The 25,127-nt window shown below is 44.4% G+C and carries 25 protein-coding genes; 9 read left to right on the forward strand and 16 right to left on the reverse strand.

Translation table 11 applies throughout. The annotated features are described in order from the left end of the window. The first annotated feature begins 171 nt into the window (after window positions 1-171). A complete protein-coding gene (locus HI950_RS28235; RefSeq protein ID WP_169088860.1) occupies window positions 172-1,428 on the forward strand; it encodes a sensor histidine kinase in 1,257 nt (418 codons plus the stop codon). A gap of 112 nt (window positions 1,429-1,540) precedes the next feature. Here HI950_RS28235 and HI950_RS28240 read toward each other — a convergent pair whose 3' ends face one another. Further along, entirely contained in the window at window positions 1,541-2,368 is an 828-nt protein-coding gene (locus HI950_RS28240; RefSeq protein ID WP_169088858.1) for a DUF2935 domain-containing protein, read from the reverse strand. Window positions 2,369-2,614: 246 nt separating this feature from the next. On the opposite strand from HI950_RS28240, the gene HI950_RS28245 reads away from it, so the two are divergent. Beyond that, window positions 2,615-3,091, forward strand: coding sequence for a DUF6022 family protein (locus tag HI950_RS28245; protein WP_223285556.1), 477 nt, complete (start codon window positions 2,615-2,617; stop codon window positions 3,089-3,091). A gap of 20 nt (window positions 3,092-3,111) precedes the next feature. Here HI950_RS28245 and HI950_RS28250 read toward each other — a convergent pair whose 3' ends face one another. Next, on the reverse strand, window positions 3,112-3,672 hold the full coding sequence (locus HI950_RS28250) for an SRPBCC family protein (protein WP_169088949.1): 561 nt from the start codon (window positions 3,670-3,672) through the stop codon (window positions 3,112-3,114). 298 nt (window positions 3,673-3,970) lie between these two features. On the opposite strand from HI950_RS28250, the gene HI950_RS28255 reads away from it, so the two are divergent. Continuing rightward, window positions 3,971-4,753: a polysaccharide deacetylase family protein gene (locus HI950_RS28255; RefSeq protein WP_223285557.1), complete on the forward strand. Its 783-nt coding sequence runs from the start codon at window positions 3,971-3,973 to the stop codon at window positions 4,751-4,753. Window positions 4,754-4,891: 138 nt separating this feature from the next. On the opposite strand, the gene nagA is transcribed toward HI950_RS28255, so the two are convergent. Together nagA and HI950_RS28265 are read right to left on the reverse strand one after the other, a co-directional pair. After that, complete coding sequence (nagA, locus tag HI950_RS28260; RefSeq protein ID WP_169088856.1) at window positions 4,892-6,034, reverse strand: N-acetylglucosamine-6-phosphate deacetylase; 1,143 nt, start codon at window positions 6,032-6,034, stop codon at window positions 4,892-4,894. A 39-nt stretch (window positions 6,035-6,073) separates the two neighbouring features. After that, window positions 6,074-6,841 carry a DeoR/GlpR family DNA-binding transcription regulator gene (locus HI950_RS28265; RefSeq protein WP_187768181.1) on the reverse strand — a complete coding sequence of 256 codons (768 nt, stop codon included), beginning with the start codon at window positions 6,839-6,841 and terminating at the stop codon, window positions 6,074-6,076. Between the two features lie 368 nt (window positions 6,842-7,209). Here HI950_RS28265 and HI950_RS36530 point away from each other — a divergent pair, with 368 nt between their 5' ends. Together HI950_RS36530 and HI950_RS37135 are read left to right on the forward strand one after the other, a co-directional pair. Beyond that, on the forward strand, window positions 7,210-8,193 hold the full coding sequence (locus tag HI950_RS36530) for a transposase (RefSeq protein WP_262985734.1): 984 nt from the start codon (window positions 7,210-7,212) through the stop codon (window positions 8,191-8,193). Beyond that, on the forward strand, window positions 8,157-8,531 hold the full coding sequence (locus tag HI950_RS37135) for a transposase (protein WP_411268150.1): 375 nt from the start codon (window positions 8,157-8,159) through the stop codon (window positions 8,529-8,531). The genes HI950_RS36530 and HI950_RS37135 overlap by 37 nt, the downstream gene beginning before the upstream one ends. A 368-nt stretch (window positions 8,532-8,899) precedes the next feature. Here HI950_RS37135 and HI950_RS28275 read toward each other — a convergent pair whose 3' ends face one another. Continuing rightward, entirely contained in the window at window positions 8,900-9,724 is an 825-nt protein-coding gene (locus HI950_RS28275) for an SDR family oxidoreductase (protein WP_169088854.1), read from the reverse strand. A gap of 173 nt (window positions 9,725-9,897) precedes the next feature. Beyond that, window positions 9,898-10,656: an SDR family oxidoreductase gene (locus tag HI950_RS28280; protein ID WP_169088853.1), complete on the reverse strand. Its 759-nt coding sequence runs from the start codon at window positions 10,654-10,656 to the stop codon at window positions 9,898-9,900. A 179-nt stretch (window positions 10,657-10,835) separates the two neighbouring features. Here HI950_RS28280 and HI950_RS28285 point away from each other — a divergent pair, with 179 nt between their 5' ends. Then, a complete protein-coding gene (locus tag HI950_RS28285; RefSeq protein ID WP_169088851.1) occupies window positions 10,836-11,477 on the forward strand; it encodes a TetR/AcrR family transcriptional regulator in 642 nt (213 codons plus the stop codon). A gap of 684 nt (window positions 11,478-12,161) precedes the next feature. On the opposite strand, the gene HI950_RS28290 is transcribed toward HI950_RS28285, so the two are convergent. Next, a complete protein-coding gene (locus tag HI950_RS28290) occupies window positions 12,162-12,353 on the reverse strand; it encodes a hypothetical protein (RefSeq protein WP_223285559.1) in 192 nt (63 codons plus the stop codon). 288 nt (window positions 12,354-12,641) lie between these two features. Between HI950_RS28290 and HI950_RS28295 the strand changes: the two genes are divergently transcribed. Genes HI950_RS28295 through HI950_RS28305 form a run of 3 tightly spaced genes read left to right on the forward strand, consistent with a single transcriptional unit; the run spans window position 12,642 to window position 14,583 of the window. Continuing rightward, a complete protein-coding gene (locus HI950_RS28295) occupies window positions 12,642-13,010 on the forward strand; it encodes a GntR family transcriptional regulator (RefSeq protein ID WP_169088847.1) in 369 nt (122 codons plus the stop codon). Further along, a complete protein-coding gene (locus HI950_RS28300; protein WP_169088845.1) occupies window positions 13,010-13,903 on the forward strand; it encodes an ABC transporter ATP-binding protein in 894 nt (297 codons plus the stop codon). The genes HI950_RS28295 and HI950_RS28300 overlap by 1 nt, the downstream gene beginning before the upstream one ends. Continuing rightward, the gene (locus tag HI950_RS28305) at window positions 13,903-14,583 is read left to right on the forward strand and encodes a hypothetical protein (RefSeq protein WP_169088843.1); all 681 of its coding nucleotides are present in this window, start codon (window positions 13,903-13,905) and stop codon (window positions 14,581-14,583) included. Before HI950_RS28300 ends, HI950_RS28305 begins: the two co-directional genes overlap by 1 nt. 67 nt (window positions 14,584-14,650) lie before the next feature. Here the strand turns inward: HI950_RS28305 and HI950_RS28310 are convergent, their stop codons facing one another. From HI950_RS28310 to HI950_RS28350, 9 genes are all read right to left on the reverse strand, one after another. Then, window positions 14,651-15,304, reverse strand: coding sequence for a hypothetical protein (locus HI950_RS28310; protein ID WP_169088841.1), 654 nt, complete (start codon window positions 15,302-15,304; stop codon window positions 14,651-14,653). Window positions 15,305-15,875: 571 nt separating this feature from the next. Continuing rightward, entirely contained in the window at window positions 15,876-17,876 is a 2,001-nt protein-coding gene (locus HI950_RS28315; RefSeq protein ID WP_169088839.1) for a glutaminase family protein, read from the reverse strand. A gap of 47 nt (window positions 17,877-17,923) precedes the next feature. Then, complete coding sequence (locus tag HI950_RS28320; RefSeq protein WP_169088837.1) at window positions 17,924-18,919, reverse strand: LacI family DNA-binding transcriptional regulator; 996 nt, start codon at window positions 18,917-18,919, stop codon at window positions 17,924-17,926. 8 nt (window positions 18,920-18,927) lie between these two features. Further along, window positions 18,928-19,770, reverse strand: coding sequence for a carbohydrate ABC transporter permease (locus HI950_RS28325; RefSeq protein ID WP_169088835.1), 843 nt, complete (start codon window positions 19,768-19,770; stop codon window positions 18,928-18,930). 12 nt (window positions 19,771-19,782) lie between these two features. Next, window positions 19,783-20,718 carry a carbohydrate ABC transporter permease gene (locus tag HI950_RS28330; RefSeq protein ID WP_169088833.1) on the reverse strand — a complete coding sequence of 312 codons (936 nt, stop codon included), beginning with the start codon at window positions 20,716-20,718 and terminating at the stop codon, window positions 19,783-19,785. A gap of 60 nt (window positions 20,719-20,778) precedes the next feature. Next, window positions 20,779-22,143: an ABC transporter substrate-binding protein gene (locus HI950_RS28335; RefSeq protein WP_169088830.1), complete on the reverse strand. Its 1,365-nt coding sequence runs from the start codon at window positions 22,141-22,143 to the stop codon at window positions 20,779-20,781. Between the two features lie 391 nt (window positions 22,144-22,534). Further along, window positions 22,535-23,464 carry an ArsR/SmtB family transcription factor gene (locus tag HI950_RS28340; protein WP_169088828.1) on the reverse strand — a complete coding sequence of 310 codons (930 nt, stop codon included), beginning with the start codon at window positions 23,462-23,464 and terminating at the stop codon, window positions 22,535-22,537. Between the two features lie 59 nt (window positions 23,465-23,523). Then, window positions 23,524-23,832 (reverse strand): hypothetical protein, encoded by a 309-nt coding sequence (locus tag HI950_RS28345; RefSeq protein ID WP_169088826.1) that lies wholly within the window; start codon window positions 23,830-23,832, stop codon window positions 23,524-23,526. A gap of 66 nt (window positions 23,833-23,898) precedes the next feature. Next, complete coding sequence (locus HI950_RS28350; RefSeq protein WP_169088824.1) at window positions 23,899-24,978, reverse strand: serine hydrolase domain-containing protein; 1,080 nt, start codon at window positions 24,976-24,978, stop codon at window positions 23,899-23,901. Window positions 24,979-25,127: the final 149 nt, after the last annotated feature.

Consider the following 25,127-nt stretch of genomic DNA (forward strand, 5'->3'; position numbering starts at 1 on the left):
AAATCGCTGGAATATAACACGCATATATAGAATGAAAATAATTTCTTGAATCTCTCATTAGATTGTTGCGCAAAGCGGATCGTTAACACTAAAATTAGTAGAAGAAAGATTCCAAAGATGAATGGAATGACAGGATGTCGGGGTCTATCAGAAATGGTGGAGGGAATTATATTGCATTATATCCAAAATGTTTTACTCCAATTATTGTTCGCCCTAACGCCATTTGTTCTGTATAACATCTACTACCATGACAAGCCAGTGAATTATTCGAAAAATTTCATAACAATTACATGTACGCTGTGCCTTATTTTGTCGATGACCTTTCCTTCCAGCGTGCAGTCCGGATTTATTTTTGACATTCGTTATGTCATCATGTTTTTTGGATTGGTGTTCGGCAGCATGTTCACAGGGCTTATCCTCTTAGTTGAATTTGTCATTTATCGTTTACTGATTGGTGGTGAGGGACTCGTTTCAGCTATGATTATTTTCATGATGACCTATACCCTGTCAATCGTGTTATCTACTCTTTACCGCAGCAGATCCGAATACCGAGGACTTATCACCTTCTTCGCTGGCATTTGCTTTTCCGTTATTCCAATCGGCATTTTGTTTTTAATGAAATTCAATTACTTAACCGAAAATTTACCCTTCCATCTCATCGTTATTTTTTCACAAAATTCGTTAGGCATTTGGTTATTAATTTCCCTCTTTAATAAGGCAGTTGCTGATAAGCAGCTGTACTTGAAATTTCTGCAAAAAGACAAAGTCGAAACGATAGGCCATGTGGCTGCCTCGCTTGCGCATGAAGTCCGCAATCCGCTTACTGCAGTCTTAGGTTTTCTGAAATTAATACGACAAGACTCGATTTCAAAGGAAAAAAAACAATATTATATTGATATTTGCGTGGAAGAAATACAGAGGACAGAAGAGATTCTCTCTGAATATTTATCCATCGCTAAACCCATTGATCCCACTTATGAGGAAATTGATCTAGAGCGGCAGCTGCTCTCCGTTATAGAAATTATGACTCCGTATGCAAGAATGAATGACGTCACGTTAGAGATACACAATAAGGGGCAATCCCTTCACATCTCTGCGAATTCAAAAGAAATCAATCAATTATTTATTAATTTTATAAAAAACGCGATTGAAGCTTGTACTTCAGTAACGAGAGGAAAAGTTATCATTCGAATGGACTTCGAATCCCTCTTAGCAAAGGTAATCATCCACGATAATGGGATTGGAATGAGCAATGAGCAGCTCGATAAGCTGGGAACCATTTATTTTTCGTCGAAAAATAGAGGAACTGGGCTAGGACTAACGTATTCCTATCAATTAATCCGGTCGATGAACGGCTCGGTCTCTGTAAGAAGCGAACAGGGAAAAGGGACTGAATTTATCATTACGCTCCCTGTATCTACTGCATGACCCGTAATTATACTCGGAATCAAGCGCATCAATTTTAGAGAAGTTATCCATGTTCATTAAAGCTCAATAATAGAGCAGGCTGCCATCGTCGGCGGCCTGCTCTATTATTTCCTTAGTGGTGATCATGCAGCAATGAATTTTGGGTTACCCTTTTGCCCAACAAGGCAGATTCGAACATATCGATAATTTCTAAAAACCGTTCCGCTTCCCGGAACACATGGTCGGCCAGCAAAGGATGTATAATACTTTTTATTTTGCATGCCTCGATCAAAGTCTGAGCTGTTTTCTTAAAATCTCGAAGCGATTTTACGGAAACCCTATTTTGATCCAAAAACTGTCCTAATAAAGGGACGGTTTGAGATTGCGGACGCATAGAATCTAAATCTTGGGCTTGGAACAACAGCTGATCAAAATCATGGCTAAATTCATTCGCCTGATCAATTAATTTGCGTTCAGATGGATCAAGTAAATGACTAATGAACTTTGCGTGATCCGCCATGATTTTTAAGAAAAACACATTTTCATCGATGATGGCATCGGGCAATGGCTCTAAAATACCTTGATTAAGATCTGCTAATCGGTTTCTAAAGTAATTTGCTTCCCTGCTTACATGATCAACTAGTAGAGGGAAATTATTTTGTCCGGGAAGCTTACAGGTTAGAATTAAACCTAAAACTTTTCTTTTAAACGCCCAAATATAGCTTACTGCGGTATGAACCTCCGTATTAAACTGCATGATTTCTCTAGGATCAGCATCCAGTCTGTAAGATATCGCTCGTTGTTCGATGTTCTCAAAAATGGCATAAAATTGATTAGCTTCATCAATGAGCTGTTTGTCTTCCGCCCTAAAACCAAGCCTTAGAAATAAGGAATGCTCCTTCATAATCCGTGCCCAAAAACGCACTTCATCCAAAGAACGGGCAACAAACAAATCCGACATGCATTCACCTCCTCATTTATGTTCACTTAAATACTGTATTAATTAGAGGCATTTTTATGTATGTCCATCTTTTAAAAATTACTAATGTGAATGAAGTGAAAAAGATTAAACTTCGATGGTAATGTATTTTTCAAATACAAGCTAATTCCTTGACTAAAACATGATGAACCTTACCATTTGCTTGAATGTTGTAAGCTTGAAGAGTAAATCAAAAAACGAAGAAGGACACGGAAAGGGGATACAATCATGAATCAAGCGAAGCCTTTAAAGGAATATTTGGAGGAAAGCAATACGAAACGAATTGACGCGATCGCCAGTTACATTGAAGCGCATGTCACTTCGAACTGGCAATTTGTATTTTCACATCATCAAGATAAATTGCAGAAGGCTTATAAGGAAGCAGGCGATATGGCATACGGAACCTATTTAAACCTGTTGTTCTTGCCCATTCACAAACAGCTTAAGGAGGCCGGCTTACGCCCGGAACCTAGATTTCCAGGTGAGTTTGATATTTCTAGGGAATGGGGAAACGAGGAAGAAAACGACCAGCAGCGTTGGATGTGGAGTACCGTTTATTCACCGAATGATGAGCCCCTAGGCACCATAGTCACCATCGTGTATCACGATCACACGATTGCGCGTTCCGCGCCAGCCTCGAATTATCGCTTTAATCGAAACTGGAAAGGACAACGTTGTCGCTGCTCTTTCCCTCCTATCGTCTGACTTCGAGCAAGCACTCGAATTTACGGAAGAATACGCGGAATACCTTCGAAGTCAGCAGGAATAGGAAGGGAATATAGCATTCCCTTCCTTCGTTCGTTCGCAAAAGTATCATGACCTTTATTCACCTTTACATGGGCGTCTGGAGCCTTGTCCGATACGAGGTTCAAGACGATGCCATGCTCGAGAAGCGCCTTTAGCCCGCAAAGTACAATCGTAAATCCTTCGGTTGAATCTAAAGCTTGCTTTACGATGCCATCTCCATCACCTTGAAATCCGGAGTTCGTAATCGTAACAAACGTTTCGTTCTCGGCCCGAGGAGTAAAAAGCCACTCGACGGTGGTGCCAAAATCGATGAGGATGCGCCTATTTTCAATGATTTCCTTTACCATAACCTCTGCGGAAGCACCATACATCGCCCAGTCCCACTGAACACGTTTTCCCGCTTCTAATTTGCCGCTGCTTTTGGTGAACCAAAATTTCGTAGTTATCGCAGGGTCGACAAAAGCCTGAAAAACGTCAGCAATTGGCTTTCGAATAAGCATTTCTGTTTTTGCAATGGGTTCCTCATTTAGAATTGCCATCATGATTACTCCCTTTCAACATCCCATATTTTTTATATCATAGCATATATCTTTTTTTTTATTTTGTAGTCAATGGCTTTTGTCTGTTCTCATTTCTGAGAAAACATTGCGAAGCTGCGATGCAACTGCTGCAATGTCGAATTTTGCGAGATTTTACAAGATAGATACAAGTTGATCATATCCCTGAGGCATCTTTTTTTTACAATAGCGAAGTGGTTCTGATAAGTCATCAGCCGTTGAACTAAAGGAAAAGGAGAATGCTTAAAACATGAGGACTTTTAGCGTGAGGAAACTTACTATGGGTATGATTTTAATTTTTCTTATCTTAATATCTGCTTGCAGCAATGTGCCTAGCAACAATTACCAAATAACTGTAAAGGACGTAGATCCATATCCAGAAACCTCTTTATCCATAATTAAGAAACCATCGGATACGACTGGCGCTAACGAAAAAACCATTTATTTAACCTTTGATGATGGCCCGTCTTCAGCTACTCCAGATATCTTAAATACTTTGAAGCTATTTGATGCCAAAGCCACATTTTTTATGTTGGAGCCTAAAATGCTGGAGTCACCGGATATCGTAAAACGGATTGTGGAAGAAGGACATGCTGTTGCCTTGCACGGTGTAACCCATAACAAGCATCGGTTTTACCTTTCCGAGCAAATGGCACTTGATGAAATGAATCAAGCTCAAAAAACACTAGCAGAAATTACCGGCATAACATCTAATATTATCCGAACGCCTTACGGCAGCATACCCTATTTGACTGATTCATTCAGAAAAGTATTAGACGACAATGGCTACAAGCTGTGGGATTGGAATGTTGACAGCAGTGACTGGTCTTCATCAAATGAAGATTTTATCCATTCTACGATCAGTCAAATTAAGAGCCTGGAAAAAGGAAAGGTGACTCCTATTGTGCTTATGCATGACCGATCAGAAACGGCCGCGCATTTAATCAACCTTCTAACTTATTTACATAAAGGAGGATTTGTAACAAAAACAATTGACGCCGACCTAGAGCCTTACCATTTTAGCTGCTATGATCGTTGTAAACGAATAGGTATCGAAAGCTAGCCATTTTGTTTGAAAATGGTCTGAACAGGCTGGTCTGCTATCCTTTTGTGTAAATGCTTTTTGATGCTTTCTTCCCTAGGGGAGAAAGCATCAAAGCGTTTGTACAAGGTATTTTACAAACCCATGAACTTCGTTCACTCATAGAATTTGACCACCTACCATCGTCCATAGCACCTGAAATTCATCATCCAACAGGACCAAGTCGGCATCGAAACCAGTTGAAATTTCTCCCTTTTGTTGAAATCCAAGAATATTGGCCGGCGTTGTTGAAGCCATCTGTACGGCATCAATCAAGGATATTCCGATTTCGACTGTATAACGCAACGCCTCATTCATAGTAACTGTACTGGAGGCTAATGTTCCATCCTCTAGTCTGGCAATGCCATCGGCTACCGTGACAGGATGTCCGCCAAATATATAGTTTCCATCACCCATGCCCATTGCTTGTAATGCATCTGTGATTAAGACCATTCCTTCTGGTCCTTTCAATGTATGCATCAATCGAATGATAGCAGGGTGTAGATGGACATTATCCACAATAGCTTGAAGACTCACATGCTTCTCTTCGAAAGCAGCCACAATCAGACCCGGGTCTCGATGATGAATCGGTCGCATGCCATTAAAACAATGTGTAACATGGCTTGCACCAGCTGTAAAAGCTTGTTTGGCCTCCTCATATGTGGCATCGGAGTGAGCGATCGCTATCACTACACCTTTTTCTTTCAAAAATGAAATTAAGTCCATACCTCCCGGTAACTCAGGAGCAATCGTAACCATCTTAATGAGTGAACCTGCTTCCTGAAAAATCATCTTCATTTCTTCTAGGTTGGGATGCCGCAAATACTTTTCATTCTGCATTCCTTTTCGCTTCGGGTTCAGATAAGGTCCCTCTAGGTGAATCCCTGCAATCTTTGCTCCCGCCTCTTGTCCTATTGCACGCTTGACACTACGAATCATTTCTAGAAGATCCTCCATCGTAGAACTAACCGATGTTGCCAGAAATGAGGTGCATCCTGATGATGCACAAGCACGTGAAACTTCTTGAATACTCTCTTCAGTACCGTCCATCATATCAAAACCATTGGCTCCGTGAATATGAACATCTATCATTCCGGGTACTAACAAATGCCCTCTCCCATCGATTCGTTCATGCTCTTCACCTAGAATAGGAAGATCGCCAGTGTCTATCCTCATAATTTTCCCTTCAGAAATCCAAACATTGGCTGATGAGACGATTTTGTTATGAAGCACCACTTGTACATTATGCAAAATATGATACATAAATAGCCTCCTTATCTGGTTATCAACTTTCGATCGAAACTATTCATTTTCTTCTTCGCACTCGATAACAGTGATGTTCTTCTGATCTAGAACTTCTCTTATCTCACTCGGGATTTCTTGATTTGTAATTATGATGTCAACGAAATCAAAGTCTAGCCGATAAAATGATTTGCCAACAAATTTTGTGTGATCGGCTACTACGATAACTTGATCTGATCTACGTGCCATTTCTCTCTTTACCCGAGCGTCTTCTTCATAGGGATAATAGAGTCCATCGGTCCGGATCGCCGCTGCTCCAATAAATGCTTTGTCGGCACGAATTTCACTAAGTTTATCTATAATGGAAGAGCCATATAAAAGACGGTGCTTTACATTCAAGTAACCGCCGAGCACATATATTTGAAGATCCTCTCGATTCGATAAGGTCGCTACATTATCAATCGAGTGCGTGACAACCGTAATATGTTTTGCGCTAATTTGTTCTGCGACAAATTGCACAGTGGTTGATACGTCTAAAATCACTGTCTCATGATCTTGGATAAGTTTTGCACCGGACTTCCCTATTCGCTTCTTGCTCTCGGATTCATCGATCAAACGATCCTGATAGGATAATATTTCTTTCTGCAGCTCAGGTAGAGATAGCCCCCCGTGTGTTCGAATCACAACCCCTTCTTGTACTAATCTAACGATATCCCTTCGTGCAGTATCCCTGGATACATCAAATTGCGTACAAATGTCCATAACGCTCATCGATTGGTGTTGTTTCAAGTATTCGAGTATTTTTAACAGTCTTTCCTCTTGATACACAATACTCCACCTCCCATTAAGTAAGTATAAATGATTTTTTAAGTAATTTAAAGTATTTATAAAATTAAACTAAGTAAGTATAAGTATGCATTCAAAACAGATCAAAAAATCAATTATTTGAACAATCGCGACCACTTAACCGATTTCCGGAAATTTCACCACGGTATAAAGGCTATACCCGTCGACAGGTAAAAAGGCAGCCTATGGGGGCAATGTCATTAAGTTAAGGCGCAGGGCCAAATATCAAGAAAAAGAGCAGGTTATCGAAAAGATAACCTGCTCTTTTTTTGCAAGAAAAGAGAAAAAGGACTTGACAAGCAGTTGGAAATGTGAGGCGAAGCCCTTTGAAAAACGAGGAGGTTACGCCATTGAATGAGTACGCGTATGCGCTAAAACAAACGCTGACATCCCTCATACGAGAAATGTCAGCGGCACCAGCCCCTTATGTCAAAAACCCTAACAAAGATTTTACCCGCAAGAAAAAGCTGCCCTTTGAAACGGTTATGCAACTCCTAATCTCCATGATCGGCAACAGCATTTATAAGGAACTCTTGGAATCGCAGGGCTATGACGTAAACACCGCCACCACGTCCGCTTTTGTTCAACAGAGGAATAAAATCAAGCCGTCTGCTGTGGAATTCTTGTTTCACGAATTTACGCAATCGTATACGGATTTCAAGGGCTACCGAGGATATCGATTACTTGCCATTGACGGTTCAGATTTGCACATCGCAACGGACTCTGCGGACACGGACACATATTTTCAAAGTCAATCGAACACGAAAGGCTATAATCTTCTGCATTTGAACGCAGTCTATGACTTGTGCAACAGTCTTTACGTTGATGCCATCGTTCAACCTCGAAGGCTGTGGAACGAGGGAAGGGCACTGGCAGATATGGTTGACCGTTCCCCCATCACAGGCAAAACCATTGTGATCAGTGATCGAGGTTACGAAAGTTACAACAATTTCGCGCATATTGAACGCAAAGGATGGAATTACGTCATACGGGTAAAGGATTTGGATTCCAATGGTATTCTTTCGGGCTTGCGTTTGCCCTCTAGCGGAGAGTTCGATCGTGACTTTCATCTGACGCTCACCAAAAAACAAACCAAAGAGATCAAGGCTCATCCCGAGATTTACAAGTTCGTCCCTTCCACTTCTACCTTTGATTTTTGGATTTGCAAGAGAACTTGTTTTACCCGATTTCCTTTCGGGTTGTTCGTTTCGTCCTGCCGAGTGGCGCTTATGAAACCGTCATTACGAATCTTTCCGCCGCTGATTTCCCACCCGATGAAATCAATTCTATTTATAACATGCGATGGGGTATTGAAACCTCTTTCAGGGCATTAAAATATACCGTCGGTCTGACGAATTTTCACGCAAAGAGACAAGAGTCCATCATCCAAGAGGTATTCGCAAGAATGATCATGTACAATTTCGCTGAAATGATTACCTCGCACGTAGTCATTTCTCAAATGGATAAACGACACCCATACCAAGTCAACTTCACGGTCGCCGTTCACGTTTGTAGACATTTCCTGCGCTCACGGGACGATGAACCCCCGCCCGATGTTGAAGCGCTGATTCGCAAAAACATTTTGCCGATTCGACCCATTCGCCAAGGGCAGAAGAATGCGCGCAAAATCCGCTGTAAATCAGCTGTTAGCTTCGTCTACAGAGTAGCATAATTCGTTTCCAATGAACATTTTTTTAAGTGGATATTACATCCGCTTGTTTGCTGTGCGCTGTTTTCCTTGCTAGCAACAAAAAAAGGGTATTCGGATTTTGTGGTGGAATGAGCGAAATCCACAATCCAACATTTCAAGAAAATGGTTACAGGAAATATGGTTTTCTAAACGGAAAAGAAGATTGAATGCCTATTGAAAACGTGTCGGAGGAACAAGGACATGAATAGTTAATGAACAAGAACTTGCACGCACTACTGTCCCTACTCATCTGCAATAAGAGGCCAGTTAGCACAGCGGAAGCTGCCGATTGTTGTCGGCAGCTTCGAAGTATAGTTTCACGCCTCGACACCGAGAGAGTCGATGAGCGTTCAGCCGTTGAAATAGTGACCCTGTTCAAGATCCGCGATTAGCCCGGGATGCACAGGCCGCCATCCCAAGAGTTCCTGAGTCTGTACGCTCGACCTCGGGATGTCAAGCACCGCCAAGCGGCCGAGAAAGCCGAAGTGGGCTTCTGCCTCTTCGCGGGAAATGCTGACCACCGGCATGTTCAGGTGTTTACCGATGACGCCGGCGATGTCGCGGAATGGCACGCCCTCGTCTCCGACCCCGTCAAGCCGTGACCCCGCCGGGGCGGCTTCCAGCGCCAAGCGGAACAAGTGCGCCGCATCGAGGCGATGTACGGCCGGCCAGCGGTTGGACCCGTCACCGATGTAGGCCGAGACGCCTTTGTCACGAGCAATGTCGATCAACATTGAGACGAAGCCAGCTTTTGTCTCGCCGTGCACGGACGGTGCGAGATTGACGACCGATGATCGCACTCCAGCCAGCGCGAACGCCGCGTTCTCCGATGCCGCCCCATTCATGTGAGCGGTGATCACGAACGGCTTGCCGGAGCCCTCGAGTGCCGCCCCCATTGTCTCGACGGCGCGCAGATCGGTTGTGAGCGATCCGGCGAAGTCCGAGAAGTCGTGCTTAAACGCCAGGTGAATGACGCCGTCCGCAGCGGCGGCGCCGCTGCGAAGTCTATCGAGGTCGTTAAGGGCACCGCGGTGCACCTCGGCCCCAGCTTCCTTCAGTACCGCGGCGCCATTGTCTGAGCGGGTAAGGCCAATGACCTTATGACCGGCATCAATAAGTTCGCGGACGACGGCGGAACCGATGTAGCCTGCTGCTCCTGTGACAAAAATACGCATAATAAAGTCCTCCTTATAGTGGTGGGCGGTAGCCTCAATGGGCCCACGTACTCTCGCTGCAGCTCGAAGATACTGCAGCTGTTAATCATCAGCTCGAAGGGGTTAATCTGATCGCCACACAAGTGGAAGATGTTGCAACGTAGGAACAGGTGATGAACGGTTATCACCGTAACTTAGATCTGAGAGCCGCCTCCGTCCACAGGGAACTCAGCCCCGGTGGTGTAAGTGGCGTCGAACGCAAGAAATGCGACTGCTTTGGCAACCTCGAGGGGGTCGCCTACTCGCAGCATCGGATTCTCCTGGCTCATCTGCGCCTTAGTTTGTTCGGCTGCATCCTTCGGCATCGACTTCTCCAAGATGCCTGTGTCGATGGGGCCAGGGCTGACCGCGTTGACGCGAATCTTCCGCGGCAACAGCTCGCGGGCCATACTGCGAGTCATGGAGCGCAGCGCTGCTTTACTGGCCGCGTATGCACTGATCATCGGGATCCCCAACACGTTCACGACAGAGGTGGTGAGCACCACGCCGCTTCCTTCGCTCAGCAACGGGGCGAGTTTCTGCACGGTGAAGTACGGACCCTTGGCGTTAATTGTAAGTAACTCATCGTACACATCCTCCGTCACCGCCTCAAAAGGGGCGAAGCGCGTGACGCCAGCGTTAACGAACAAGGCATCGAACGTGCCGAACTCCGCCTTCACCCGGTCGGCCAACGCGTCGATATCCTTGAGAGACGCGGCATCGCTTAGCACTGCGACCGCGTTGTCGCCAAGTTGTTCACGAGCCGAGTCGAGCGTAGCTTGGGTACGCCCGGTGATCAGAACGCACGCACCTTCATCCGCCAGCAACTTCGCCGTTGTGAAGCCGAACCCGCTGCTGCCTCCCGTGATCACGACTTTCTTACCAGCGTACTTGCCCTTACTGGAATGTTCCATTTTAATCTTGCCTCCTCTGTATAATCCGTAATTTGGATATTAGTTACAGGACCGATTATACAACAAGGGGTTAAATAAATAAACTAATATTATTAAAATAGTTAATTTAATAATTTTCGTTTGTGATAACAACGATTATATTATAATATTAGTGATGAGCATCAAAGGAGGCTTCAATCGTGAGAAAACCCGTGAGCGCAGAACATTATATTAGTAAAATCAAACCTGTAATTAGAAAAACCAGATTCAGCCAACTGAAAATAGACGATATCGCCAAACATATGGATATTAGCAAAGTGACGCTTTATAAGCATTTTTCATCGAAAGATGAAATCATCGAGCAGGTTGTAGAGCATGGAATTAACTATTTGCAGCAGGCTGATGCCGTTGTAAATGATGATTCCGTCTCTTTTATTGAGCGTTTTCAAAAAACGTTTCTGCAATCGTTGATATGTGTTATATATTTATCCGATTTGTTCCTGCAAGACCTCAAGGAATACTATCCGCGGCTTTTTGAAACTCTTGTCGTTGCCCAACAAAATCGGAATAAAAATTTACAAACATTTTTTGAAAGCGGGATGGATAAGAAGATTTTCAACAGAATACACGCTATGCTGTCTTTGGTTCAAGATGATGCTACGCTGCGGCGCATCATGGAACCGACATTTAGTATTCAGTGGTATGATCTCACCTTGAAACAAGCAGTTATGGAATTTTATAAAATGAAACGGTATCAAGTGATTAGACCTGAATATCTGGATTCTGTTGACGATTCCGATATTGAAAAAGAGATCGTTCGAATTTTACAATCCATTTCATGAATATTATTCGCACTCTCGGTCTGCTCTTATTGATGCTGGCAACTGAGCAGATTCCGGTGGCCGATAATGATGCTGTGCTGGACCCGTCTTAACAGTCTCAAGCGATCAGAGTTTTATCCGAGTCACTCTAAACTTCCACGGCACGTTAGCCAATAAAAGCAGCGAAAGTCTAGTCTTTCGAATTTCTAGTCCGTCACTGCTTCTTTATGAGTCAGTCTAATTCAGTTTGTCGGGTGACCAAACTAAGAGAAAGGAAAGGGGAAACGCCAAGTCAGACGCGATTCAGGGCTTAGGTATATTTTCGTTAGAATGTTGGCGGTACCCCTAATTATGTTCCGGCATCTTGTCACAATCATAATTAAAACATTTCAACCGGATTTTAATTTTCTAGTAGACTATACTTGTACCGTACATTCATTTCCTCCTTCTTGTCCCGTTTTTTAGTATTTACCATTTTATGGTAAATGCGGATCATTGACATCGTTCATTCCACCACAAAATCCGAATACCCCAAAAAAAGAAACGGCACTGGGCTTTTTCCCATGCCGTTTTGGATTCCATTTTTATTCCCGGTCTTGTCTTTGAGTTAACTAAATGACATTGCCTATGGGGGCTGCCTTTTTAGCACTCTGTTGATGTTTTAACCAACAATAATAGACGACTATCTTGGATTACAAATAGGACCTAAATCAAAGCGATAGCAAGCAGAGCAAACAGCGATAAAGCAAAAATACCAGCGCCAAATCCAAACCCAAACCAGCCAGATGCTCGGACACCATCCGCTCTCCTTAAATAAACATTATCGTTATCCACGTTAACGATAACGCCCTCAAAGCATTCCCCGTTACGCATTTGAACGCGAACTCTACAATTCATATTCCTCCTGCAAAAATGATACATTTCACCCATTTGCGTCACTCCTCAATCTTAAGATTCTATTAATCTATTAAAAGCTTGCGTTTTTTGACTGTGCTTTTGTTACCTAAATAAAGACAAGTATTAAACAGATCCCCTATTTAATAAAAATCGATGGAAGCCATTGAGCAAAACCAAATGGAAAAAGAACATGAATAGCCTATTTTCTAAAATTGGCATTGACATCCAAATCGTTAGGTTATATAGTTAGTTACATGAGTAGTTAACCAGTTTGGTGGTGATAAACGAATGAACATTATGATGGACGACAGCCGTCCGATATTTATTCAAATTGCAGAGCAGATTGAAGATGAGATTATTGAAGGTGTACTGTCCGAGGAATCTCAGGTACTATCGACCAACCAGTTTGCCGCCTTTTACAAGATAAATCCGGCAACTGCGGCGAAAGGCGTGAATATGCTTGTTGACGAAGGAATTTTGTATAAGAAGCGGGGGATTGGCATGTTTGTGGCAGAGGGGGCTCGTGCGAAAGTGATTGAGAAGCGGAAAGAGCAATTTTTTGAAGAGTATGTGGTAACGATGGTCCGGGAAGCGAAGAAACTCGGCATCTCGGCCGAACAGTTAACGGATATGATCCGAAGAGGGGAGAATGTGTAATGGGTAAAATAGTCGAGTTGAACCAACTGGTGAAGTCTTATGGGGATGTTATAGCAGTTAATAATGTAAGCTTCTCCTTGGATAAGGAGAAAATCTATGGACTGCTGGGCAGGAACGGGGCTGGCAAGACGACGATCATGCATATGATCACTGCCCAGCTATTCGCTACAAGCGGTGAGCTTAAAGTATTCGGTGAAGCCCCTTACGAGAATAACCGTGTACTCAGCCAGGTCTGTTTTATTAAGGAAAGCCAAAAATACCCTGATGTTTATCGCATTATCGATGTACTGAATATATCTGCTTCTTTCTTTCCCAACTGGGATCAAGACTATGCGCTCTCACTGGCTGAGGATTTTAGGCTTCCATTGAAACGGAGAATGAAGAAGCTTTCCAGAGGCATGCTCTCCTCTGTCGGAATTATTGTCGGCCTTGCTAGCCGTGCGCCGCTCACGATTTTTGACGAGCCCTACTTGGGTCTGGATGCGGTCGCCCGCAGCTTGTTTTATGATCGTCTGATTGAAGATTATTCACTGCATCCGCGAACGGTTATTTTGTCCACGCATCTCATCGATGAAGTAAGCCGCATCCTTGAGCATGTATTGGTCATTGATAATGGGACCTTGATCATAGATGAGGAAGCAGAGGCGCTTCGCGGCCGGGCGTTTACTTTGGCGGGACCTAAAGCTGCTGTTGAATCCTTCACGGCAGGCAAGGAGGTCATCCATCGCGAGCCTTTCGGCAACTTGGTAACGGCAACCGTAATGGGCCGTTGGGATGCCCGTGAACGCAAGCAGGCGGAAGCATTGGGACTTGAGCTTGCTCCCGTATCCCTCCAGCAATTAATTATTTATCTGACGAATGGCAAAACGCATAGAAAGGCGGTTGAAGTCTAATGAACCGAGTCGTAAGCGTCGTGAAAATGCACAGCAGGGATAAATGGTCGTGGTTTATCGTCCCTTGGCTAGTCATGCTTTCAAGCTTCTTAATCAATCTTCTTATCAGCTATCTTGTTGAAGAGCCTCTCCAAACCGGTGGTGTTGCCTCCATCTACATTTATATGTTTATAGCAGGAATTATTACGCTGGCACAAACCTTTCCATTCGCCCTTGGCATGAGTGTAAGTAGAACGGATTACTTTCTGGGAACCTCGGCCATCATTATTTTGACAAGCATAGGATCCACCATTCTACTGTTTCTTCTCGGTCTCACGGAAGGTTGGACGAACGATTGGGGAAGTGATTTGAATTACTTTCATGTGCCTTATCTCAGCGACGGTCCTCTCATCAATCAATTAACGGTGCCACTGGTCCTCTTATTATTCATGCATTATTCGGGGATTTTGATTGCTGCAACACACAAGCGTACTGGCCGTAATGGCATGTTTATCATTTCAGGCGTTATGCTGCTGGTGTCTACCGTTTTAGGATTTCTGGCAAATTATTTGGATTGGTATCCTTCCATCTTTAAATGGATGGGTGAACAATCTGCTGTGGACTATACGCTTTGGATGCTTCCATTAATCGTCATATTCGCGGCGGCGTCTTACCTTCTGCTGCGCAAAGCGACCATTTAATTTCAGAAAAAGCAGCGGCAGCTTCGGACACGAAATCATGTCCTTGGCTGCCGCTGCTTCTCAGTCGCTAATCTTCAAATCGCAAAGTAAAGATGAGTGCCCGTTCAAGTCCGCTTAGCGACTCTGGCGAGAGATCTGCTGCGCTTATTACATTGTTGCTCGTTGCTTGCATTCCCCAAAGATAAACAGGTTCATCGGCAGTAAAAGTACGGGGTTCACTATGATAGATTAATCCTCTTGCGGTTAACTTTTTATCCCATGGAATGGTAAAGGTAGCAGTCGATGATCCGGAGTCATTTTTTGTACTGACTTTAATCGTGTTAAATGTATCCTGTCCTTCGATGAAAAATGTATCAATTGATATGATAACTTCGACTTCGCGACTCATCTTTGCATCCGAATGGAAGAACAAATCACCGATAGAGCCAGCTGAAGCTACTTTCTTGCCATTTTGCCATATATCAATATCCATTATTGCGTTTGGTTTATTTCCTTCATAGCTCAATTTAAAAGCTCCGGACATAGGACCTAAAAAAGGCTGAAACTTTGCACCATCGCCTTTAAACAACTCAACTGATGTCTGTGTAATTACTGCGCTTCCATTATTTTTTTCAGTTTCAAGCGTTTCAGCTTCAAATAATGAAGAACAGCCTGATGAAAGCAACGCAAGCAAACTTACGAACATCACGATACCAAATGCTTTATTTTTGCTAGCCGTCATTATTTGTCTCCCCCCTCTCGATTCCATCCGTTCCATCAGTTTCGCACCAATTCTTGTGTTAAAAAATCTTGTACTTGGCTCAAAAATGGGGTTTCAAGCACGATACCATCAGCATCGATGATCAAATACATGGGAAACTCCTTCAATCCAAGAGCCTTATCCCACTTCACATTACGTTCTTGACTTTGCTTCACCAGAAGGTACTAATTCCTTCATAACGTCTTCTTTACTCGGGCCACCACAACCCGAGAGTAAAAGCAGAGCTGCGACAACAGCAAATATAAACAAGCGGCAGTTAGTATATACGTTCATAAGCTTCCTCCCTATAAATCACTGTTAAAGCCACAATTTCGGTGGAATAATAAAGCATATTATCCAATCCTAACCCTTTATCCATCCTATTGCTATATAAAAAACAGACGCTTCATATCTGCTTATGGTTGCGTTTCTTATTAAACTAAGCAGCCAAACGACCAAAGCTCAATTGTAAGCTAGACATAACAAAGAGGAGCTGCCTTTTGGCAAGCTCCTGCTTCCGTAATATAGATACACTCAACACCGTAATGCCACGTTAAAACGGAGATAACAGCTGTATATAAAATCCGCCAACAACTGTTCGGTTTTGAAAGCCTATTTGCTTACCCGTGACCGTATCGTACCAATCGGTGAGGGGAACACGGCTTGGCGATTCATGCAGCGAATCCCACAGCGGCGCAATCATTTTCGCAAAATCCTCCTTCGATGGCGCCATTGATGCACACCACACTAGCCAATCCGACTTCGTATACGTGTTTCGGCTGTCCAGCGGCGTGCCGTACCGGTTTTGTTTGGCCAAATAATAAGGAATTTCTTTCGCCAGCACATCGCCCGGGAACAAGCCCAGTCCAAAAAGATTGTCCCATACGAGATTGTATTTCATACTCCATGTATCTTCCGAGCTGTCGAATGTCAATTTATAATGGTCGCCTGCCTCATCCATCGCGATCCACTGCGTTGCCATTTCTTTGGCCGTATCGGAATAACGCGACATTTCTTCCGTTTTCCCAAGCATTCTGCACAAAATGGCATACGCTCCGATACCGATGATCGCTTTAACTGAAAGGTTCGCATTATGGGCTAGATGACCGGCAAAATCGTCCGTACACAGCTGGTTATTCGGATCGAGACCGTTTTCTATCAAATAGTTCGCCCATTTCGTAAGCAGCTCCCAGTGCTTCTCTGCAAAGCCCGCGTTCTGTTCAGATAAACAAACGGCTGCCGCCATAATGAGCATATTGCCGCATTCCTCGATCGGCATTTGGTATTCGAGCTTGTTCTCTCCGTATACTTGACCGTTAGCTACCGGGTAACAGCCCACATCGTGAGGGGCAAAATCATACGGCCATTGTTCGCTGGCTGCATACCGAAAAATCGGACGCATCATTCCTTTAACAAGCTCGGAGTTGTACCGCAAAAACAGCGGAATCGACGGATAGCTGACGTCCACTGTGCCAATACAGCCGTTGCTAAAGCATTCCTTGGACAAAAACAGAATCTCGGCGTTCTCATCGACGACCAGCTTGTGCGCCGAGATCGCCTGCCTATAAGCGAGCGACAGTATATCCGCATATTGCAATCCGCCCGCATTCTCGCTCTCCTGCCGCAATTCCCGGTCAAACGCTTCGCATTTTCCGATGATTTCATCGTATTGCGAGAAAGCTGCGGCAATCATATCCTCGAATGAAATACCGTTCCTTCGCCAATACGCATTAAGCGGTTGGTTAAAATATTCGATAGAATGGATGTCGTCGTAAGCCAGCACCGCATACTCTGATTGCACTGTCTCATTTACAGCGCCAAAATCGAATTGCACAGCCATTACCGGCGTATCGTCTTCCACAGCTCGCGGCATACGCTCGTCATCCGGCAAGCTTACATTACCCGATTCGATAAAATGGTTGCGCAGCCGATAAGACTGAATCGCTGTACTTGTAGATGCGGATTTGGAAGCGGCCAGGTACATAAATCCCCAGTCAATCCGCACGTCATCGCCAACACGCTGCAGCACCGGCTGCTGCTCGCTGCCCATGCGCAGCGCCTCGATTCCGTCGCCAATCGCTTTGCGGGACCAGACAATTTTCTGATCCGGCGTATTGACGCACCATTCGCCGGTAACGTCCAAATAAATTTTCGCTTCATGCGATTTGCCGTCAATGGATTGAATACGGAACGTAACGTATGAAGCCGGCCGCGATAATAGTTCCAGATCGTCAAGCAGCAGCGGCGTGGTGAAATCGACCTCCAGCCGAATGCCATCCCCTTCAAACCGGTATTTGCTGGACGTCGCTGTCACTTCCAGGTTCGTCTGTTTGAGGGCATCCGGTTCCGAGCAATCGCTTCCCTCGGCAAGCTCCGTCATCCCCATAAACCGGCGCGTCTGGCCGTCAATTCTTATCAATCCGGTCATGCTGCTGCGTTTGTTGGTCCAATGAGTAGGATGTTGGTCAGTAAGGCAATCGGCAGTAGACCATACGCTGAAATACGGATCAACCGTTACTAGCGGTACTGCAGGGGGCCTGAAATGTTGTGACATTGTTTTTGTTCTCCTTTAAATAAGATTATGATTGCTAGTGAAACTGCTCAGCAGCTTTTGCGTTCGATTAAGACCGTATCAAAAACTTCCTGATAAAATTCTTTCTCCGCTTCACCTTTGATTTTGTTCAGGATGATTTCAACTGCGCGCCCCGCCATCTTCTCCTTGGCAATATTGATCGTTGTAAGCGGGAAGGGATAAAACAGCTGGGACTGGATATTATCGTAGCCAACGACTTTAATATCCTCTGGTACACGGAAACCCGCTTCCTGTATGGCATAAATCGCTTCCAATGCGATCAGATCGCTGAATGCGAAAATGCCTGTATAATCATCTCTGCTTTGCACGAAATCCTTCATATACGCATACGTATTGCCCATCGTAACTTCATGATAGACGACTAATGAAGAATCAAATGCTATGCCGGAAGCGGCGAGTGCTTGCTTATAGCCTTCCTCCCTTTCACGCGAGCAAGAAAGAGAGCTGGGACCGCATAAAAACAAAATCCGCTTCGCCCCTTTGCTTAACAAGTATTCGGTCGCCAAGTAGCCTCCCCGGACATCATCGGTTATGAGATAGTCGGTCTGCTCATTCTCGAAATGCCTACCGACCAAAACGAATGGGATGTTGGCGTTCTTCAAAATCCCTACGCTTCCGGTACTGCCTTGAACCGGGAACAGAATGATGCCGTCCACCCCTTTGTTGATGGCCAGATAGATCGCCTGCTCTTCCATTTCCTGTTTCTCGCCGCTGTTTAGCACAAAGATGGCATAGTCCTTCTTCCTTGCATCCACTTCGATAAAGTTTGCCATGATAGAGAAAAAAGGGTTGGAGAGATCGCTTAGAATAACCGCAATCGTTTTCATTGAGCCGGAACGCAGCCCTCTGGCAATGCCATTTGGGATATATCCCATTTCTTTAGCCGTATGCAGGATGAATTGTCTCGTAGCTTCCGTCAGGTCGCCTTTCCCTTTTAATGCTCTGGACACCGTGTTGATGCTGTAGCCGGTTTTTGCCGCGATATCTTTTAATCTTATTTTCATGATTACAATCAACCTTTAATTCCAGATAAGGTAACGCCTTTTACAATATACTTTTGGAAAATGATAAAGATAATGATGATCGGGACCGAAGCGTACGCGTTTACCGTCATGGGCAAGGTTTCGTCCTGATTATAGGAGCTCATAAAGAACGGAATGCCGATCGGCAGCGTAAACAAATCTTCCGATTGGATCGCCAGAAACGGCCATAAAAAATCGTTCCATGTGCCAAGGAAGGAAAAGATCATCAATGTAGACAACACCGGCTTGGATAACGGAATAAAAATATTCCACCACACTCGGAACAGACTGCAGCCGTCCATTTTGGCAGCCTCAACCAGCTCATTGGGCATCCCATCAAAAAATTGCTTTATGATCAGCACGCCGAGCGGTCCTGCAAGGCCCGGGAGAATAAGCGCAGCATAAGAATCAAGAATGTTCAAGCTGTTAGCCACCATATACAAGGAAACGATTGTCGCTTCTCCTGGAATCATCATGCCGCTGAGAATAAGCCAGAAGGCTAGCTTTTTATAGCTGAAATCGATTCTAGAAAGTGCAAACGCGGCCAAGGAAGCCATGATCAGGCTGAGTATCGGAACGATAACGGCGATCGTCAAGCTGTTCATCGTCCACTTGATAACCGGCGCATTCTCGAGAATATAAGCATAGTTCTCAAACGAAAATGGGGGCAAAAAGCGGTCGATCATCTCCCCCATAGCGGTTCCTGGCGGCTTTAGTGAAGTGAATAGCATGTAGAGAATCGGAACAATAAAGATGATTGCCAATCCGTAAGCTGCAATGTACAGCATTATTTTCGGAAAAGTCCACTTTTTGGATCCAGCGAATTCGTTCATCTCTTCTTCCCCTTAATCCGTTTTTTTGCCGAAAACTTTAAACTGGATGAATGAGAGCACAATTAGAAAAACAAAGAAAATAAATGACATCGCAGACGATAATCCGAGATCGTTGGCGGTAAAGCCCGTTTCATAGATATATTGAATCATCGTTCGGGTTTCGTTGCCGGGTCCGCCGCGCGTGACGAGCCATACCTGGCCGAAAACTTTAAAGGATGCGATAACCTGCAGCACGGTGATGAGAACGATCAATCCGCGCATCGCAGGCAAAGTAATAAACTTTAGCCTTTGCCACGCATTTGCCCCATCGAGTGTAGCCGCCTCGTAATGATCAACGGGAATATCCTGCAGCCCTGCGAGCATGACGATCATGTTGAAGCCCTGTGTCCACCAAAGCGTAATCATGACGATGGAAATCCAGGCAAAATGCGGCTCGTTCAGCCAAAAAATTTCCGTTTCCGGGCTGAGTATGCCTAAGTTATGCAGCACCGTATTTAGCAAACCGGAATATGGGGCAAGGACGAATATCCAGATAAAGCTGACGACCGCTACCGATAAAATATTAGGCATAAAAAATATGGTACGCAGAAACGTTCTGCCTTTCACTTTCGAATCGAGAATCAAAGCAAGCAGGAAAGGCGTTAAGATCATAAATGGCGTTGAGATTAAGGCAAAATAGGTCGTATGCCATAAGGACGCCCAAAAATCCGAATCCTTGAGCGCATAAATGTAATTTTGAATGCCGACAAACCCTTCCTTGCCAATCAAGGTCCAATCATGAAAGCTGACGAACAGTCCGTAAAAAATCGGAATGATCGAGAAGAGAATAAAGAAAAAGAAATAGGGAGCAAGGAATCCGGTTGCGAGCAATTCGTTAAACAGCTTCCTTTTTCGCTTGCCTATAGACATATCCGCCAAATTCGGATCCGTCATCGTTACCGGGTTCATGTTTCACCTCCAATCATGCAACGGCGTTACGTCACCATAACGCCGCTGCACGTGCATGTTTTATCGGTTCAGAAGTTTTTCCATGCTTTGTACGGCTGTATCCAAACCTTTATCGACAGGTGCTTTGCCGGACCAAATCGTGTCAAGCGCTTGGACGAGCTGGTCTTTCGCCGGCCACATTTTCGGAGATCTCGGCAAGTATACGCCATCGTTGCCTGCTTGCAGATAATCTTGGCGATAAGGCAAGCTTTTGAATGCTTCCGACTCTACAGCAGTTGTGGATGGCGGAATATGTCCGGCCTTGGACCACTCGGCAGCATTGTCTGTCACCCATTTGGCAAATGTCATCGATGCCCTTACTTTATTCTCGTCTTGCCCTTTCTTCTGGATCGGCAGGATGAAGTTGTGCGAATCTATCCATGTAGCAGGCTTGTCATAGATTTGCGGGAATGGTATGGCCCCAAACTCCAGCCCTTTAGTCGCTTCCAACGTGCTGGTAAACCATACGCCTGTTGGCAAAAGGGCACCTTTGCCTGCTTGGAACGTCTCGCCGATTTTGGGCATGTTTCTCTGGATCAAGCCGCTCTCGAACAAACCGCTGATATATTCTGCAGCCTGCTTGCCCTGCGGATTATTTAGTGTCACTTTTTGGCCGGATTCATCGAACATGCCCTCTCCGCCAAGCTGGTTATAAAGCGCCCACCATATCCGGTACGGATCCTCGCCTGTGGAGGCGAGCAGCATATTCGCAATGCCTTTTGGAGCACCGTCTTTGATTTTTTGCAGGAAGTTTTTAAATCCATCGGGGCCAGGCTCGATGATCGGTTTGTCACTTTCGTCCAGCAAATTCAATTCACGAAGAATTTTTTTGTTGTAATACAGGATGAGCGGATGAGCATCAAGCGGCAATGCGTATTGCTGTTCGTCAAACATCGTTGCGTTCACCATGTTTTCATTGAATCCGCTTAAATCAATGCCCATCGATTCGATATAAGGATTCAATGGCTCGATAATTTTAAGATCCACTAGCTCGCTTAATTTGGACGTATGGGATATCGCAAGATCAGGTGCGTTTCCGCCGGAAACAGCGGTTTGCAGCTTCGTATAAAATTGGCCCCAATCTTGCGTCAATGCCTTAACTTCAATTTGTCCTTTATGTTCATCGTTAAATTTCTTCACGAGGCTGTTCATGATTACGCCGTCTCCACCGCCGAACATGTTCCAGTAGGTAATAGTTACTTTCTCGGCCGGAGCAGCATCCGGCGTATTTGAAGCGCTTTCATTTGTGGCTTCCGTATTTCCGTTATTGCCCCCATTGCCGCTATTTCCACTATTGCCTCCATTGCCTGACGAACAAGCGCTTAACATTAATGACACAACAAGCAGCATCCCTAGTACAACTGTATACAGTCTGGTACTTTTCATAGAAATCCCCCTCGAATAAATAATAAGAAACGAATGTTTATGCTTACATTGTTCTTCGGAAAATGGATAAATCATCGCTCCTTTCCCTCTTATTATTTTGCAGCATTAACGTTAACCCTAACGTTGATTTACACTCTATAAGAGAAAAAACGATCCGTCAACAGTTTTTTCTCTTTTTTTTGATTGTTACCGAATTGTTGTAATGAATGGCGGAGCCCGTCCTTTGAGCTTGAAAGATATGACAAAAGAAATAGGCCGTCCTATCTAGGACCGCCCGTATATTTGTCGAATATGGCACTTTTTTTCACGCATTTTTATAGACAAAATAATCGCCGATTCTATATTTTTTTACATCATTCGCTGGAATGTTATGATTGTGAAACCATTCGTTTTACGTATCCGATTGGTAGATAATCCGCATAATGATATCTTGGTTATAATCGCCGAACTGCTTGCCGAATATATTGATGCCTCCGATATGCACCGCATTCTGCTTGATTCCGATTCGTAAACTGATAAACCTATTGTTGCTCAAATTGAGCTCGTTCAGCTTCACTTTGGAAATTTCTACGTCATCAAGGAAGCTCCCCGCGTGGTCTACCTTCCATGTTTTAAGCAGCCCGTACTGCGTATGGTTATCGGGTATCCAATGCGGGTTCAGCTTTCCCCTCCTGTCGCCGAAATCACCAGGACAAGTCCATGTTCCGATTTCGATACCATTGATCCATATCGTAATATCCGACGGCCAATTGTGATCGTAATCTGGCGCTTCGGAGCATAGCTCCATCGAAAATTGTATCGATTTAATTTCTGCGTTCGTCTCCGACAACGGAGGAAATTTATAATCAACATATCCTCGGCTAAACCAGAGCAATTGTGCTGAAATTCTGCTCGGATGATAAAAATGGGATGGCTCGTCCACCGGCTGTACAATTCCGGTTTCCGTAATTAAGCCGCAGGTCGGGTTTATTTCACAATCCGTGTAGCAGCCGACCGGCATATCAATTTGGTAGACGCTCGCCTGATTGTTGTAACCAGCGTTTACATTCAATTGCATATGTATATCGTCAAACGTTCTTGAGCAAACCTTCATCGTCCCTCTGGAAGCAGGCAGCACTTCTGTCACGATTATGCCTGCGTTTTCCAGCACTCGGATGTTGGAAGCGACAGTCGATACAGGCAGGTCTAACTTTTCAGCGATATCAACGATATTTTCCTGCTTGAAATTCAACAGCTTTAAAATATTAATACGGACATCCGAGGCAAGCGCGTGCGCCACTTTTCTTAACCGCTCCGATTCATCAATCGACAACTCCAACATACGGCATTGCTCCCCCCTTCGATAGTACTCATTTCAGTTGCAAATATCGACAAAGTTAATTAACCTTCTGACACATCTGCCTTTAATTCGCTCGCTACCTCAATCATCTTAGGGATCACCGCCTCATTGGTGCCGGATACATAAATATCTCCTTGATAATGCCTGAAAGGAATCTTTGTATCGCCGCAGCTCCACATGAAAAATTCCCCCTCAATGGACATGCTGGTAGAGCCTGTCACTGTAAATACCGGAGTATAAGTGAATTCAGGCTTGGACATAAAATATTGTTTACACTCTTCCAAAGATATGGTTTGCGCCAAATGTGCCGATTCCTGAAATGCTCGTGTAATCCGATAGCGTTGACTCATTGTAATGCCTCCAATTTTTCTGTTTTTGCCTCACTCCGTGTAAAGGTAGAAGCTTGTCTGCATAATTTATAATGCTGGCCATTTATATACTTGAGAAACACTTCGAATCATTTCGCCGATTAAAGCCTCCTCTTGCGGCTTCCCCGGCTCACTATTTGTCATCACGACGATTCCGCATTTTAAACGCGGATAGGCCACAAGCATGCACTGATAGCCGATACCCCAACCTTTGGAGAGCATGGATGGTTCACCGTTGGCTTGGGATAGAAATACCCCTAATCCAACATATTGGGCGCAGCCATAGCCGGTGAGCATCTTTTGGGCTAACGCTGGCGATAAAAGTGAGGCATGGTCACCTCCCCAAGCTTTAATGACTTCGATTGCTATTAAAGCCATCTCGGATGGGGTTGTCCACAAGCCAGCACCTGACAAATTCGGATAATGTGCTCTCGTTCCGTCTACCACATTCCCATGCTTATTATGTCCAGCAGTTAATCCGGCTGCCTCAGCAATGCGTGGTTTTGAAAGACCATTCCAAAAAAATGTTTGATGTAATCCTAAAGGAGCAAATACTAACTTGTCAATGGCTGAGATGAAAGACTCACCCATTACATCCTCGATGATAAGCTCTAAGATTGTAAAGCCTGTATCGGCGTAGTGAAATTCACTGTCAGGCACATATTTAACTTCTGCAGATTCTGAAAGATATGTAGTATTCCCCAATAGTAAATCCTTCGGGGCGGGAAACGGAGACTGCTTCTGGCAAATGTCAAAACTACCCTCCGATTCAACGAAACCTGACTGATGGGCGAGCAAGCTGCTTATCGTTACTTTCTTAGCAATCGTATATGGATTTTCAGGAATTTTCCATGATTTCAAATAAACGTTCGCATCTTCTTGTAAATCTAAAAGACCCTCCTGGACTAGTTTAAGGATTCCGATAGAAGTGACCATTTTACTCATGGAGCATGCGTGAAATATACTGTCTGCATTCACTTTCAGAGGCTTCCCTGCCTCTTCAAGCCCAAGGCTCAATGAGCATTCAAGCTGGTTTTCTTGAAAAATCGTTAATCCAGCTCCTGGCACACAAAAGTGGCTCATACGCTCTTGAAGCCTCTCTAATAAATGGTTATTATGTATATCCATATAAACCTCCTAACAAAAAAAGAACGTACGTTTGTGATCATTACACCATAATTAACCAATCGGATCAAGCCTTTTTTCCGCTATCAAAATCAGTTGTCATCGGGAATGAATGAACGTTCATTTCGACAACATATGACAAGTGCGTTGCC

Source organism: Paenibacillus sp. PL91 (assembly GCF_012935325.2).
GTDB lineage: Bacteria > Bacillota > Bacilli > Paenibacillales > Paenibacillaceae > Pristimantibacillus.